Raw genomic sequence first — 13,758 nt, forward strand, 5'->3', positions numbered from 1 at the left:
CCCTTAGTTGAGTAGTATATGGCATCAGGTTTTTTTGCAGTTTTAGATGATATAGCCGCCTTAATGGACGATGTAGCGGTAACAACCAAACTTGCGGCGCGTAAAACCGCCGGCATTTTAGGTGATGACCTGGCCGTTAACGCCGAAAAGGCTACCGGGTTTTTATCGTCAAGGGAACTGCCGGTGTTGTGGGCCATTACCAAGGGCTCATTTATAAACAAGCTTATAATTGTCCCAATAGCGCTGCTGTTAAGCGCATTTTATCCTCCGGCTATAAAAGTCATTTTATTGTTGGGTGGCTTGTACCTTGCTTATGAAGGTGTTGAAAAAATTATAGAATTTTTGTTTCACCGCGAAAAGATGGGGCATGAGGTGGTTAAAGAAGTGCAGGAAGAGGGTAATGATGCCGAGAAAACTAAAATAAAATCGGCTGTTGCCACTGATTTCATTCTTTCTATAGAAATTGTGATTATAGCGCTGGGCAGTGTGGCCAATGAGCCTTTGGTAACCCAAATACTTACCGTGTCGGCCGTGGCTATATTGGCTACTGTAGGTGTTTACGGCATAGTAGCATTAATTGTGCGCATGGACGACGCCGGCTTTAACTTAATTAAGCGGTCAAACGATAAAGGTTTTTTTGCGGCATTAGGACAGCTTTTAGTGAAAGCCTTGCCTGTAATTATTAAAATACTGGGTGTGGTAGGTACCATTGCACTTATTTTGGTAGCCGGAGGTATCTTTGTACATAATATTGAATACCTGCATCACCTTTTAACAGGTATTCCGGCCATAGTATCTGAGTTTGCCGCAGGGCTGGTTTTTGGGTTAATTGCCATTCCTGTTTTTGCGGGCGGAAAGAAGTTACTTTCGTTAGTTAAGGGCAAGCAGCTTACATAATAGCACCGCTATTGCCCTGAAAATGGGCAACTTTTATTTCAAACATTTTAGCAATGTTTTGCGCACGTTGTTTTGCTTCGTTGGCTTTGGTGCCGGTGAAATGTTCATCAATAGTAGCGTTAAAAATAGCTTTCCATCGTTCAAAATGCTGGTGTTCAACCGGCAATGTAGCATGGGGCGGAAACGGTCTGCCGTTGTACGTGTGTTGATCTAACAACAGCGTTTGCCAAAACTTATACATCTTTTCAAGATGCTCTGGCCAGCGGTTTTCTATGCGCGCATTAAACACCGGTCCAAGCAGCTCATCATGGCGTACACTTTCATAAAACCCGTCAACAAGAACTTTAATGTCTTGCAAGTTCAAAATTTCCCGCTTACTTTCCATACTACAAAGCTATAGCTTAAACGGCTTAACTGCGTCATCAAAAAAGAGACTTCATATAAATTTTTTTTAAGCTTAATGTTCTCTTACTCAAACAAGTTGTTGTATTAATAGTTTAAAAGTTTAACTACAAAAACAAACACCATGAATAACACAACTGAAAACTCACGTCGCAGCTTTTTAGCGCAATCATTTAAAGGTGCCATGATGATGGGTGCCGGAGCAACTTTTGCCGGTAGCCTATTACAATCATCTACTGTGTTTGCACAAACCGGAGCAGCGGCTCTGCAATCAAAAATTGCAATGCTTGGTACAGCATCTTTACAAACCAGCCAACTGGCTTTGACCAAGGCATCAAACGCACAAGTTAAATTGTTTGCCAAGTTTGAAGCTGCTGAGCAGGAAACAATGGGTAAAATACTGAAAGATATGAAAACCACTGTGCCTGCACCAACCCCGGAAGTGAAAGCAATGCTTACCAAATTACAAAGCTTAAGCGGTGCCGCGTTCGATAGGGCGTTTATGCAGGGCCAGGTTGAAACTCACCAGAAACTTCACGCAGCTGTTTCGGCATTAAATGCCGCCAGTTCAGATTTGCATGTTAAACATGTAACCAGCCTTGCGTTGGCTACTATAACAGAACATACCGAAAGAGGCAAAATGCTGCTGAGCCAATTAGGTTAACATTTATTCGCCAAATAGTTCACCAACGCCCCGATAAAATTGGGGCGTTTTGCTTTTAGGTATTTTTGCTGCTTTGATGGAAAAGGTGTGACAGCGGTCGTCTTAGGCATCAATTTTCTCGTTTCGCATTTTCAACTCTTCTTTTATAGCGTTGTAAGCTGAAAATACCGGCCACGCGCAAATAAATGGTATGGCAAACTGTATGGCAAAGCCCGGTTTCATTTTGAGGTAAATGAAGGTAAGCATCATTAATACCCATGCGCCAAACAGGCCCATTATTACTCCTTTTAAGGTTGATTGCCGTTTGCTCAGCTGAGCTAAGCTCATTTCAGATAGTTTCTTTTTCATGCTAAAGGTGAGGATTTATACAAAAATGTGTAGCTGCCATTTTTATTAAACTACACTATAGTGTAATTTAGGCATTATAGAATGAAAAACAATATCCATTCATCGCTCATAACCCGTAGCAAGCTGAACAATGCACCGCAATCCGATAGCACACCGCAGCAACATTACCTTGATGCTGTAAAGGCATTTGCAAGGCTTACGTACGAAAGTATTTATGTGATCAATTACGAGGATATGTCGTTTGATTATGTTTCTGATAATCCCTTGTTTTTGTGCGGTTATACAGCTAACGAGGTTTTAGAAATGGGGTATGATTTTTACTTTAACAACGTACCCGAAGCCGACCTGAAACTTTTGACGCTAATCAACACAGCCGGTTTCAATTTTTACGATAAACTTGCTGCCGAAGAAAGACAACAGTATAGCATTACGTACGACTTTCATTTAGTTAACAAGGATGGAAGCCGTGTACTGGTTAATCATAAGCTTACACCATTATTTTTAACGCCCGATGTAAAGATATGGAAAGCTATATGCATTGTATCAATTGCGCACCGCAAAACAGCAGGTAACGCATTTATTTACAAACAAGGTGATAATACAAGCTGGCAGCTTGATATGGAAACCGGCGTTTGGTGCAAAAACACAAAACCCACGCTTAGTCCTCGTGAGATTGAAATTTTACGCCTGTATGCTCAGGGACTAACCATAAATCAAATTGCAAAAAAGATTTTTGTAGCACCCGATACCGTAAAATATCACCGCCGCCATATTTTTGAGGAGCTTAACGTAAAGAATATGACCGAAGCACTGAGCTACGCTGTAAGCAGTAGAATAATTTAACCGTTTGAGAGCATGTTTAAATTGATAATAAACCAGTAAGCGCGGTTAACTAATTATAAGTTCGCTTTTGTATTTTGCAACACACATAAATAATTATGAAATTTATTATCACGCTTTCCATTGCGCTTTGCTGCGCTACTTTTGCCAGTGCTCAAACCTCAAAGCAAACGGCAGAAAGCAACCAGGTTTACAGTGTAGCTCAAAAAATGCCTGTATTTATGGGTGGTAACGGGGCGTTTGAAAAGTATATTGCCAAAAACCTGCGCTACCCCAAAAAGGCTAAGGATAAAAAGATACAGGGTAAGGTATACGTAAGCATGATTATTGAAAAAGACGGCTCGGTAAAAAATGTACAGGTAGCCCGTGGTACGTCTTCGCCCGAACTTAATGCCGAAGCCGTTCGCGTTTTAGCCGCATCGCCCAAATGGACTCCGGGCCAGCAAAACGGAAAGGTGGTTAGGGTATATCAAATGGTGCCTGTTGAGTTTAGTTTATTGTAGGTGGTTATTAGGATCTATGTTTAAGTTATTGAATTGATCCAAATATCAGATACTGATACCGGTTTATTATATAACTCGGGACCGAGCCTGTCAACTAATTCCTGATCGTAGTCTATTAAAAGTTCTTCTGAGCCTAACGAACTTACTGTTATAGTAACGAGAAACGGGCATTGGTGTAATATACTTTCGAATAAATCGGCCACATTTGAGGTTATAAGTAATAGGGGAGACTTACACCATACCCAACCTATGTTTGCGTTACTTAATCCAATCGCTGCCCAGTTTTCTACTCCATCCTCAAAGGAGGCGATCATGTTTTCTTTTTCGGCCATTTCTATGAACAGGTATAACTCGTTAACCCGCCAGGCAACGTTGGTGTTAATGGCTTGATAAATTTGCTGGGTTATATTCCTCATTTTAAATAAATTGATAGATAGATTGATAACTTAAAAATGCCCTTTGCTATCCAAAGTTTTCAACTGCCGATATATGTGACTACAAGGAGTGACAACCAAATTGTTATCTGATTTTTTGACTTTAGAAGCTTATACCCAATTTCCCAAATGCCAAACCAACAAAAAATCCCGTCCTCATGAGAACGGGATTCGGGATTTAAAACTTAAGACCTGAAGCTCTTGCAGCTTACCAAATCTTAATGCGCTCCTCGGGCTTTTTGTACATTTTGTTGCCCGGTTGTATGTTAAATGCTTTGTACCATGCATCCATATTGGTAATAGGAGCATTGGTGCGGAATTGCTCAGGTGAGTGCGGGTCGGTCATAATCTGTTGCATTGAAGCCTCAGGACGTTTTTTGCCTCTCCAAACTTGTGCCCAAGATAAGAAAAATCGTTGATCAGGAGTAAAGCCGTCAATTTTGGTATTTGATTTTCCTTGTTTGGTTTTCTTGAATGCATCATAAGCTACACTTAAACCGCCTAAGTCGGCCAGGTTTTCACCTAAAGTAAGCTTGCCGTTTACGTGTACGGTATCTAACACGGTAAAGGCATTGTACTGGTTTACCACTAAATCGGCACGGCTTTTAAATTTGTCTGCGTCTTCTTTTTTCCACCAGTCGCGCAGTGTACCATCAGCATCATACTGGCGGCCCTGGTCGTCAAAACCGTGGGTCATTTCGTGACCTATTACCGCACCAATACCACCATAGTTAATGGCATCATCGGCCTTAAAGTCAAAGAAAGGGAACTGCAATATACCTGCAGGAAACACAATTTCATTATTTACCGGGCTGTAGTAAGCGTTAACGGTAGGAGGGGTCATTCCCCATTCAGTTTTATCAACCGGTTTGCCAAGGCGGCCAACCATATCGTTATAGCTCCAAACGTTAATGCGGCGCAGGTTGCCAAAGTAATCATTACGGTCAATGTTTAAGCCGTTATAGGTTTCCCATTTGTCGGTATAACCAATTTTAACGGTAAAGGCGTTCAGTTTTTTCATTGCACGGGCCTTAGTGTCAGCCGTCATCCAATCTAAACGTTGTATACGCTCACCTAAAGTTACCTTAAGGTTATTTACCAAACCTACCATGTAAGCTTTTGCGGCAGGAGTAAAGTATTTTGCTACATAAAGCTGGCCCAGCAACTCGCCAAGGCTGCCATCAACTAAACCGGTCATGCGCTCATAACGTGGTGCCTGCACCTGCTGTCCGCTAAGTACGCTGCTGAATTTAAACTGGCTTTTTACAAACGGAGAGCTTAATGAACCAGCCGAACCACGTAAAATGCCCCATTTTAAATAAGTTTTCCAATCTTCAACCGGTACCGAAGCTAATAGGCCATCGGCAGTGGTTAAAAATGATGGTGATGATACCAATACTGAATCAGGAGCACCCACTTTAAGTTTAGGCAAAATTTCTACCCAGTTTAAGTGAGGTGTAGTTTTGGCTAAAGCAGGAGTAGCAAATTTGTTATAAGTTTTATTAGGATCGCGCATGGCCACACGGGTCATTTGTGCTTCGGCAAGTTTGCTTTCAATGCCCCAAATGGTAGCTGCATTTTTAGCGGCAGTTTCGGCATTGCTACCCGTAAGGGTAAACAAATCTACTATGTATTGCTTATAAGCATCCTGAATGCGCTTGGTACGTGCATCACTTTTAAGGTAGTAATCACGATCAGGTAAACTCGTACCACCCTGACCAAAACCTACAATGTATTTGGTTGGGTTTTTTGAATCTTGCCTTACGCCAAAGCTAAATAGTGGACTGCCTAAGGCGTTAACGCGTTCAAATACAATCTCGTTAATAACTCCATCAAGGTTTTGAATAGCATCAATACGTTGTAAATCGGCCTGAATAGGGGTGTAGCCTCTTTTTTCGATAGCCATGGTATCCATACCGCTAGCATATAAATCACCTACACGTTGCTCAATGCTTCCTTTTGGCGCGTTAGTTTTTGCGCTAACCTCGGTAACAATGCCCTGAAGTTTTTTCTTGTTATCGTCGTTAAGGATGTTGAAACTTCCCCAGCGTGTTTCTTTTGCCGGAATTTCGTTTGCCTTCAACCAGCCTCCGTTAGCATACTCAAAAAAGTTGTCGCCTGGTTTTACCGACTTGTCCATATTAGCCGGATCAATAAATTTCTTAGGGGGATCGGCCTTAGCCTTCTTGTTTTTTCCACCATCGCCGGCCTGTACATTAGCCGAAAGGCAAAGAGCTGCTGCGGCCAGCATCCAATTTCCAAAATTATATTTCATGCACTTAAACAAATAAGGTTTTAAAAGTAAGCAATTTAAGCATTTATGCAATAGTTAGCCGCTACAATTGTTACATTAAGTAATATAAAATTTGGTTGCATGTTAAAAGTTAGTTCAATATTGAAGTAACTGGCAAGCGATAACATGTAAGAAGTTGAGCATGCAAAAGCTTGAGATTAAGTTTTGGGTGATGCTACTGATATATTCAAAAGGTCTTTTTGTTATGAACTTTTAACCGAAAATTAAGAGCAAGTGAAAACAGGTAATAACGGGGTAATTTTGGAAAAGCACGTTAAGATAAGCACGAGATACGAACAGTAAAAACTATAAAAAGGTGAGCATTTTTGTCATGTTTTTAACTATGGCCTTAAATTTGTATGTTTGTGATTGCTTATCAAAAATCAGGGGTCGACCGGAATTGACAGGATGGAGATAAGTAAGTAAGCATGCAGCGCGTTGTGTGAATTAGCGCTTAAATCTGAACGCTCAAACTTACAAATGGCGAAAATAACTACGCCTTAGCTGCCTAATTTAGAATTAGCATAGCTTTTGTCCCGCCGGTTTTCCGTTTCATCGGATCGGCATACGGGGCATCGAAAGATGAAACTGGCCTGCTTAGGGTGTGATAAGCGGGTAAGATAAAGCACCTAAGGAAGATGGTATAGGTGAGTTACTGACCTTCCCCTTCCCGACAAATTAACAGAACTAAGCATGTAGAAAGCTTACCTTATACCATGTTTGGACGAGGGTTCGAATCCCTCCGGCTCCACCAAGCAGTTAAAAAAGACGGTTATAAAATAATAACCGTCTTTTTTTATGATCTTAATTCCATACTGATAGATCATATTTTATTCTTCTTTGCATTTATATTAAAGTTTCTAATCTAGATGCAATGCTGTTTATTAAAATGATTGTTCCTGAAGCGTAATACAGCAACCGAGCTGCAGTCATTACCTGAAATTACGAGCTTTGGGTATGGCGCTTTTAGCAGGGTTCTCTTTTGATAAAGTATTTTCTGCTGTGTTTAAAGCTCTTTGTTCAAATGCTGATTGTTTAGATTCATTTACAACGCCGTTTAATATTGGGGTTAAATCATGAAAACTTTTAATGACAATGTGCTGTACTATGCCTTCGCGTTGTATCCAGCCTTGTGCCATAAGTAGTCTTGCGGTGAGTATTTCTTTACGGTATGTTTCAAAAATTTTTTCAAAGGCTACCAGGTTTAATACGCCGGTTTCATCCTCTATAGTAATAAAGCATATGCCATGTGCAGTGCCGGGGCGCTGACGAATGGTTACCAAACCGGCAACCTTAATTTTTGTACCTACAGCAATATGAGCTGTTTCTTCACTGCTTACTATGCCCAGCTGTTTTAGTTTGGGGCGTGTGAGGCTTACCGGGTGAGCTTTTAATGACAGCGAGGTAGAAGTATAATCGCGAATTACATGTTCGGCCAGGCTCATTAAGGGGAGTTGCATCTGTTTAGAGTCTGGATTTTTAACCACCTGATCTTTAAATATTCCTTTAGGTGCGTCTGCCAGGGCCGAAATTTCCCAAAGAGCCTGACGGCGATCTAAACCCATTGAGCGGAAGGCATCTGCATCGGCTAAACGTTCCAAAGCATCGGGTGTTATACCTGTGTTCAGCAGTTCTATAATATGCTCGTAAGGTTTTGTGCGGCTAGCCACAATTAATAAAGCATCGTCTTCACGTAAGCCTTTGGCATTTCTGAAGCCTAATCTTAACGGGTTGTAATATTTGGTACGTTCTTCTAAAATATTGTCCCATTCTGAGTAGTTTACATCAATAGGCCTAACCTCAACATGATGATTTTTAGCATCAGTAATAAGTTGTGATGGTTGATAAAAGCCCATGGGCTGACTGTTTAATATAGCTGCCGCAAAAACATCAGGATAATAGCATTTAAGCCATGATGAAACATAAACTAATAAGGCAAAACTCGCAGCATGACTTTCAGGGAAACCGTAACTGCCAAATCCTTCAAGCTGTTTAAATATGCGTGATGCAAACTCGCGGGTATACCCGCGCTCCATCATACCTTCGGTTAGTTTTTTTTGAAATGCATTTACCTGACCTTTTACTTTAAATGTAGCCATGCTTCTGCGTAATTCATCGGCTTCGGCAGGGGTAAAGCCTGCAGCAACCATAGCAATTTTCATAGCCTGCTCCTGAAACAACGGAACACCTAAAGTGCGTTTCAAAATTTCCTCAAGTTCTTTTGATGGATAGGTTACTTCTTCTTCTTTATTCCGACGTTTTAAATAAGGATGCACCATATCACCCTGTATAGGGCCGGGACGTACTATGGCTACTTCTATAACCAAATCATAAAAGCATTCAGGACGCAGCCGTGGCAACATTGATTGCTGTGCACGACTTTCAATTTGAAACACACCAATGGTGTCAGCAAGGCTTATCATCTGGTAAACAACTTTATCGTCCTGCGGTATGTTAGCAAGGGTTAGCTCAATGCCATAATGTTGTTTAACCAGGTCAAAGGCTTTACGTATGCAGGTTAACATGCCTAATGCTAAAACGTCAACCTTTAAAAAGCCTAAAGTGTCAATATCATCTTTATTCCATTCAATATTGGTACGGTCTTCCATACGGGCATTAATGATAGGGCATAAGTCGGTAAGTTTGCCCTGAGTTACAACAAAACCACCCGTATGTTGCCCTAACTGACGTGGAAAGCCAATCATTTGAGATGTTAAACTCAATACTTTAACCAAAAGCTTATCCTTAGGGTTAAGGCCTTGTTCTTCCAACTGCTTGGCATCAAACCAGTCACTGCTATAATTCCAAATACCTGCTGCAAGGCGGTCAATCACATCCTGCGAAAGCCCCATTACCTTGCCTACATCTCGTATGGCGCCTTTTTGGCGTTGTTGTGTTACCGTAGCAACAATGGCTGCCCGGTCTCGCCCGTATTTATCATAGATGTACTGAATAATCTCTTCCCGGCGTTCGTGCTCAAAATCCACGTCAATATCAGGAGGCTCATTCCGGGCAGAAGAAATAAAGCGTTCAAAAAGTAAATCAAACTTTGTAGGGTCAACAGAGGTGATGCCGAGGCAATAGCAAACAGCTGAATTAGCTGCTGAACCACGTCCCTGGCATAGAATGCCACGGTGCCTGGCTTCTCTTACAATATCATGCACAAATAAAAAGTAGTTGGCATAATCCATTTGCTCTATAAAGCCAAGCTCATGGTTAATGGTGTTTATAAGCTTTTCAGTTGGCTCATTATTAAACATCTCTTTTATACCTTCATTAACCAGATGTTTGAGTTCCTCCATTGGTGTGCGGCTGCTGTGGTATATTTCTTCAGGATAAACGTATTTTAGCTCATCAAGTGAAAAGGTACAGGCATTGGATATTTCAACAGTATGCGCTAAAGCATCGGGGTAGGAGCGAAATAGCCTTTCAATCTCATTAATGGGTTTTAAATACCTTTCGGCGTTTACGTGCAATTTGAAACCGGCATTATGTATAGTACATTTTTCGCGTACGCAGGTAAGCACGTCTTGCAGCTCGCGCCTGCTTTGTTCATGGTAGTGCACGTTATTGGTAGCAACAACTTTAATGTTGTTTTTAAGCCCTAACTCATGAATGCGAAATAATCTTTTATGATCATTGTTTTGATAGGTTCTGCTGGCGGCTAAATACAGGTTATCTATGTTTTCTTTATACTCGGTTACATCGGCAATAAACTGATTGTCAAACTCAAAAAACTCATTCAGGTTTTCGGGAGGAATAATGAGCAGGATAAGATCAGTAGCAGCTGCGTAAACATCTTTTTTATACAAATAACACTTGCCTTTTTCGGCCCGCTGGTTGCCCAGGGTAAGCAGGGTTGATAAACGGCTGTAAGCGTGTTTATTGGTTGGGTATGCCAATAGGCTGGGACCATCAAGCAAATCAAGCCGGCATGCAGGTATGATGCTGATGTTTTGCTTTTTTGCTTCGGCATGGGCCCTTACCAGGCCTGCAAATGAGTTGTGATCTGTAATGGCAATACGCTGATAGCCTAGTTGAGCTGCATACTTAACCAATTCTTCAGGGTGCGATGCTCCCCTTAAAAAACTGAAGTTAGTAGTAACCTGTAGTTCAACGTAACGCATAATTTATTTAATTTATGCAAAATGGCCATGCAAATACCATTCAGGTGTTGCTTTATCATAATGCCCCGAACGAAATATCCAGTAACGATATCCGTTTTGATCTTCTACGATGTAGTAATCTCTGTGTTCACCTTCATCAAGCCACCACTCTCGCTCAATGCGTTCGGGGCCGTCAGACCGTTTAACATGGTGTACTTCGCCTTTGTACCTGAAAAGCATAGGAGCATAATCGGGTATGGGTGCTGAAACCTGTATAGGCTGGGGATATTTTAAAAGATTTACCGGACGCTTTAAATCAGTACGCCAGGGTGTTTGCTTTATATCCTTTATATTCTGACTGTTTTTAATTGCTCGCTCGGGCCAGTAGTTTTCCTGGGGTAAATACCTGTAAATGGCCTGTATACCTATTTTGCCCGCAACTTTGTCTAGCAATTGAATAATCCCATTATCATCAACATTTATTTTGCCCTTCCAAATGGCTTGCTGTTTTATATCAACCTTGTCAATTTTAGGTATTTGCAAAACAAACAATTCAATACCCATGCCCGGCTTTATGTCGCTTAAACGAAGCTCAAACAGTTTAAATAAATGCGCTAAATCATACGTGGCTTTGTTAGTGCCAATAGTTAAATGCTGAATTTTACCATCGGTACGGTAAGTGCTTAATATTGCAGTACGAACGCCATTGCCTTCTGCAGTTAAGCGTTCACAAATTTTTTTTAATAACTTTTGTACGGCAATATCAATCCCAGTGCGTGTTTTAATAAGTTCAGGGGTATGCAGTCGCTCCTGATAAGGTTCTGGTTCTTTAATTAGTTTAAGGTACTCTTCAACATCGCCAAGTGCCTGTAATATTCTTAAAATTAAATCACCACCAAAGCGCCGGCGCAACTCTTTAAGCGGAATTTTTAATACAGATTCAATGTTTAAAAAACCAAGTTTGTCAAGTTTTTCAATAGTTACGGCATCTAAGCGTAAAGCAGCCGGCGGCAGGTTGCATAAAGCAGCCCTTTGCTGTTTCGGTTCAACAATACAATAGTTTTCAGTATACCTTGATAGTGCCCAGGCGGTGCCAATAGTATCAGCAACAGCAGCTTTTACAACGTAACCTTTGCTTTTAAACCTGCTGATTATATCAGCCACATATCCGGCTTCGTTGCCCCATAAATGGGTGCAACCAGTAATGTTTAGCAAAAGACCGTCCGGTAGGTTAAGTGCAACAAGCGGCGTATAGCGTATGCACCATTCGGCAATGCTTTTAAGTAATTTTTCTTCACGTGCAGGCTTATCCTCCAGTACTTCTATTGATGGTAAAATAGCTTTTGCATCGGCCAGGCGCATTCCGGGTAATACACCTCCTTGCTGTGCAATATTATTTGCTGCAGTAATCATAACACAGTTATGATCAGGAAGTGAAAAAACAAAAGGTATATCTGTAAGTTCGGGTTTGCGAATGGTTATCCAATCGGTTTTTAAATAACAAAACCACAAAGCCATAAAACGTTGTTGCATGTCATTACCCTGCCTTTCTTACCGAAGTATTTATATTGCCGCTCTCGGTTTCATAAACCGGTAAAAACTTGCCTCCTTGCCATTCAAACTCCCAGGCACCTGGCTGGCCGTTGCGTACTTTCAAAAGTTCAACTTTCCAGCGTGGAAAGCCTACGCCGGGTAGCCCCCCTTGTAAATGGCTGGGCAGGGGAGTAATTTGCCAACGTGCAACCGTGGCGGTTGGATTGATTTTGGTATCATCGGTACGTAGCACTAAACCGGTAACCTTACTTTGTTCTACAGCCAGTTGTAAACGTAACGACTGGCTAAAACTAAGCTCTTTAATTTCGGTTATTACGGCAGCAAATCCGTCACATTTTAGCGCTTCTTCGGTTACCCATAATAAATCTTTTTCCTTAGCAACATCTACAAATATGAGCTGGTCGGGTTCAATACCAAATTCTTTCAATGCCGGTGCATATATCGTGCGTTGCATGCTTACCCAAATGCACATGCCCTTATTGCCGGTTAACGAGTTTAGTAAGCCGCTAATAAAACCCCGGCAGGCCGACGCATGTTCATCACGGTTGCTAATAAATTCATGTATCATTCCGGTTGGAAATACGCCATTTGGAAAGTTGGCTTCAACTTGTTGTAAACCACTAATTTTCAAAGTATCTGCTGATGCCGGTTTGTAGCCTTGCTTAAGCAAAATATCCTTTTTCAACTGTTCAATAACATTTTTATTAATCTGGGCCATAATAATATGTTTAAAATCAGTTTAAAGTTGGGTTGCGAAATGCCGGGACGAGTAAACCCAAATAAGCGGTAAGATAAACCACCATATGCCTTGATATAGCAGCGCCAATATCCTGTAGTTCAGGAGCGCTTAACGGACAATGATAGTTTGGAGGGCAACTATCAACTGCATTGAGGTGCTGTTTAATTTCCTCATCCTCAGCTAGGCGTAAATTACGATCATACCAGGTTCCGTGTTCAAATTGTAAGGTGAGGGTTATAAATTCGTTTTGATGATAGAACTCCACAATAAATTGCGGAATGAACGGGAAATCCCACTGATGTGAGGGTACTTCATCTACCTGTATTCTGGTAAGTCCGCGGTTTAACTGTATGTCAATATAAAACTCGTCCATAAATCTAAGTACAAATGTATGCTAAAAAAGTTAGCAAATTGTACTTTGATTTTAAACAATTTTTTGTGGAAAACTAAATTTGTAAGTAAAGGATGAATGCGCTACCTATACATGGTGCACATATAACAATTAGTAATTTAAACCAGATACAGACTTGAATATCAATTATATGAACCAGAGATTTGCATTATGCGGTTTGGGTAATATTTAACCCTCCGGCAAGTAACTCAATGCTTTTCTCAATAGAAATATTGCCAATGCGCGAAATGAATTCAGCAGGTCCGCCTTCTTCACCACAACCAAAACATTTAAAAATGTTTTTTTCGGCGCTTACCATTAATGAATTAGTTTGATCGGCGTGGAACGGGCAGTTACCTCTCATGCCTCGCCTGCTGGGTTGCAATAATAAATAAGATGAGATAATGGAAACTATAGGCGCCTTTTGTTGCACCTGAGCATGTAAGGTTTTTAAATCAGGGGAAATCATAATTACCCGATAAAAATAGGTATTGCCTTAAATGATGCCAAATTGCTTGTTGTATTGTTGAAAAGTTTAGTTTTATTAACTAACCGTTGCAAGCAAAAATTACTAAAAATGACCATGG

The 13,758-nt window shown here is 41.0% G+C and carries 13 protein-coding genes and 1 other RNA gene; 5 read left to right on the forward strand and 9 right to left on the reverse strand.

Annotated features, from left to right (window positions below):
* Positions 1-18 precede the first annotated feature (18 nt).
* Positions 19-897 carry a DUF808 family protein gene (locus QZ407_RS01070; RefSeq protein ID WP_295767214.1) on the forward strand — a complete coding sequence of 293 codons (879 nt, stop codon included), beginning with the start codon at positions 19-21 and terminating at the stop codon, positions 895-897.
* Here the strand turns inward: QZ407_RS01070 and QZ407_RS01075 are convergent.
* Complete coding sequence (locus QZ407_RS01075; protein ID WP_295767215.1) at positions 890-1,282, reverse strand: group III truncated hemoglobin; 393 nt, start codon at positions 1,280-1,282, stop codon at positions 890-892. The genes QZ407_RS01070 and QZ407_RS01075 overlap by 8 nt on opposite strands.
* A 141-nt stretch (positions 1,283-1,423) precedes the next feature.
* Between QZ407_RS01075 and QZ407_RS01080 the strand changes: the two genes are divergently transcribed.
* Positions 1,424-1,963, forward strand: a complete 540-nt coding sequence (locus QZ407_RS01080; protein ID WP_295767216.1) for a DUF4142 domain-containing protein — start codon at positions 1,424-1,426, stop codon at positions 1,961-1,963.
* A 102-nt stretch (positions 1,964-2,065) separates the two neighbouring features.
* Here QZ407_RS01080 and QZ407_RS01085 read toward each other — a convergent pair whose 3' ends face one another.
* Positions 2,066-2,311 (reverse strand): hypothetical protein, encoded by a 246-nt coding sequence (locus tag QZ407_RS01085; RefSeq protein ID WP_295767217.1) that lies wholly within the window; start codon positions 2,309-2,311, stop codon positions 2,066-2,068.
* A gap of 81 nt (positions 2,312-2,392) precedes the next feature.
* Here QZ407_RS01085 and QZ407_RS01090 point away from each other — a divergent pair, with 81 nt between their 5' ends.
* Both QZ407_RS01090 and QZ407_RS01095 read left to right on the forward strand, forming a co-directional pair.
* Positions 2,393-3,154, forward strand: a complete 762-nt coding sequence (locus QZ407_RS01090; RefSeq protein WP_295767218.1) for a helix-turn-helix transcriptional regulator — start codon at positions 2,393-2,395, stop codon at positions 3,152-3,154.
* Between the two features lie 95 nt (positions 3,155-3,249).
* Positions 3,250-3,654, forward strand: a complete 405-nt coding sequence (locus QZ407_RS01095; RefSeq protein ID WP_295767219.1) for an energy transducer TonB — start codon at positions 3,250-3,252, stop codon at positions 3,652-3,654.
* A gap of 20 nt (positions 3,655-3,674) precedes the next feature.
* On the opposite strand, the gene QZ407_RS01100 is transcribed toward QZ407_RS01095, so the two are convergent.
* Both QZ407_RS01100 and QZ407_RS01105 read right to left on the reverse strand, forming a co-directional pair.
* On the reverse strand, positions 3,675-4,070 hold the full coding sequence (locus tag QZ407_RS01100) for a hypothetical protein (protein WP_295767220.1): 396 nt from the start codon (positions 4,068-4,070) through the stop codon (positions 3,675-3,677).
* A gap of 226 nt (positions 4,071-4,296) precedes the next feature.
* On the reverse strand, positions 4,297-6,363 hold the full coding sequence (locus QZ407_RS01105; protein WP_295767221.1) for a M13 family metallopeptidase: 2,067 nt from the start codon (positions 6,361-6,363) through the stop codon (positions 4,297-4,299).
* 404 nt (positions 6,364-6,767) lie between these two features.
* Between QZ407_RS01105 and ssrA the strand changes: the two genes are divergently transcribed.
* Positions 6,768-7,135: a transfer-messenger RNA gene (gene ssrA, locus QZ407_RS01110) on the forward strand.
* Positions 7,136-7,313: 178 nt separating this feature from the next.
* On the opposite strand, the gene QZ407_RS01115 is transcribed toward ssrA, so the two are convergent.
* The 5 genes from QZ407_RS01115 to QZ407_RS01135 all read right to left on the reverse strand — a co-directional run bounded on the left by QZ407_RS01115 (position 7,314) and on the right by QZ407_RS01135 (position 13,640).
* Positions 7,314-10,508, reverse strand: coding sequence for an error-prone DNA polymerase (locus tag QZ407_RS01115; RefSeq protein ID WP_295767222.1), 3,195 nt, complete (start codon positions 10,506-10,508; stop codon positions 7,314-7,316).
* Between the two features lie 12 nt (positions 10,509-10,520).
* Positions 10,521-12,005, reverse strand: coding sequence for a DNA polymerase Y family protein (locus QZ407_RS01120; protein WP_295767223.1), 1,485 nt, complete (start codon positions 12,003-12,005; stop codon positions 10,521-10,523).
* Between the two features lie 19 nt (positions 12,006-12,024).
* A complete protein-coding gene (locus QZ407_RS01125) occupies positions 12,025-12,759 on the reverse strand; it encodes an Error-prone repair protein ImuA (protein ID WP_295767224.1) in 735 nt (244 codons plus the stop codon).
* A 16-nt stretch (positions 12,760-12,775) separates the two neighbouring features.
* Complete coding sequence (locus tag QZ407_RS01130) at positions 12,776-13,153, reverse strand: hypothetical protein (RefSeq protein WP_295767225.1); 378 nt, start codon at positions 13,151-13,153, stop codon at positions 12,776-12,778.
* A 187-nt stretch (positions 13,154-13,340) separates the two neighbouring features.
* Positions 13,341-13,640 carry a CHC2 zinc finger domain-containing protein gene (locus tag QZ407_RS01135; RefSeq protein ID WP_295767226.1) on the reverse strand — a complete coding sequence of 100 codons (300 nt, stop codon included), beginning with the start codon at positions 13,638-13,640 and terminating at the stop codon, positions 13,341-13,343.
* Positions 13,641-13,758 lie beyond the last annotated feature (118 nt).

The organism is uncultured Mucilaginibacter sp. (assembly GCF_913773635.1).
In the GTDB taxonomy this organism is placed as follows: domain Bacteria; phylum Bacteroidota; class Bacteroidia; order Sphingobacteriales; family Sphingobacteriaceae; genus Mucilaginibacter.

Excerpts from the sequence above, each read along its gene's own strand:
- QZ407_RS01070 (WP_295767214.1), top strand. The coding sequence starts at position 19 with ATGGCATCAGGTTTTTTTGCAGTTTTAGATGATATAGCCGCCTTAATG.
- QZ407_RS01075 (WP_295767215.1), bottom strand. The coding sequence starts at position 1,282 with ATGGAAAGTAAGCGGGAAATTTTGAACTTGCAAGACATTAAAGTTCTT.
- QZ407_RS01080 (WP_295767216.1), top strand. The coding sequence starts at position 1,424 with ATGAATAACACAACTGAAAACTCACGTCGCAGCTTTTTAGCGCAATCA.
- QZ407_RS01085 (WP_295767217.1), bottom strand. The coding sequence starts at position 2,311 with ATGAAAAAGAAACTATCTGAAATGAGCTTAGCTCAGCTGAGCAAACGG.
- QZ407_RS01090 (WP_295767218.1), top strand. The coding sequence starts at position 2,393 with ATGAAAAACAATATCCATTCATCGCTCATAACCCGTAGCAAGCTGAAC.
- QZ407_RS01095 (WP_295767219.1), top strand. The coding sequence starts at position 3,250 with ATGAAATTTATTATCACGCTTTCCATTGCGCTTTGCTGCGCTACTTTT.
- QZ407_RS01100 (WP_295767220.1), bottom strand. The coding sequence starts at position 4,070 with ATGAGGAATATAACCCAGCAAATTTATCAAGCCATTAACACCAACGTT.
- QZ407_RS01105 (WP_295767221.1), bottom strand. The coding sequence starts at position 6,363 with ATGAAATATAATTTTGGAAATTGGATGCTGGCCGCAGCAGCTCTTTGC.
- QZ407_RS01115 (WP_295767222.1), bottom strand. The coding sequence starts at position 10,508 with ATGCGTTACGTTGAACTACAGGTTACTACTAACTTCAGTTTTTTAAGG.
- QZ407_RS01120 (WP_295767223.1), bottom strand. The coding sequence starts at position 12,005 with ATGGCTTTGTGGTTTTGTTATTTAAAAACCGATTGGATAACCATTCGC.
- QZ407_RS01125 (WP_295767224.1), bottom strand. The coding sequence starts at position 12,759 with ATGGCCCAGATTAATAAAAATGTTATTGAACAGTTGAAAAAGGATATT.
- QZ407_RS01130 (WP_295767225.1), bottom strand. The coding sequence starts at position 13,153 with ATGGACGAGTTTTATATTGACATACAGTTAAACCGCGGACTTACCAGA.
- QZ407_RS01135 (WP_295767226.1), bottom strand. The coding sequence starts at position 13,640 with ATGATTTCCCCTGATTTAAAAACCTTACATGCTCAGGTGCAACAAAAG.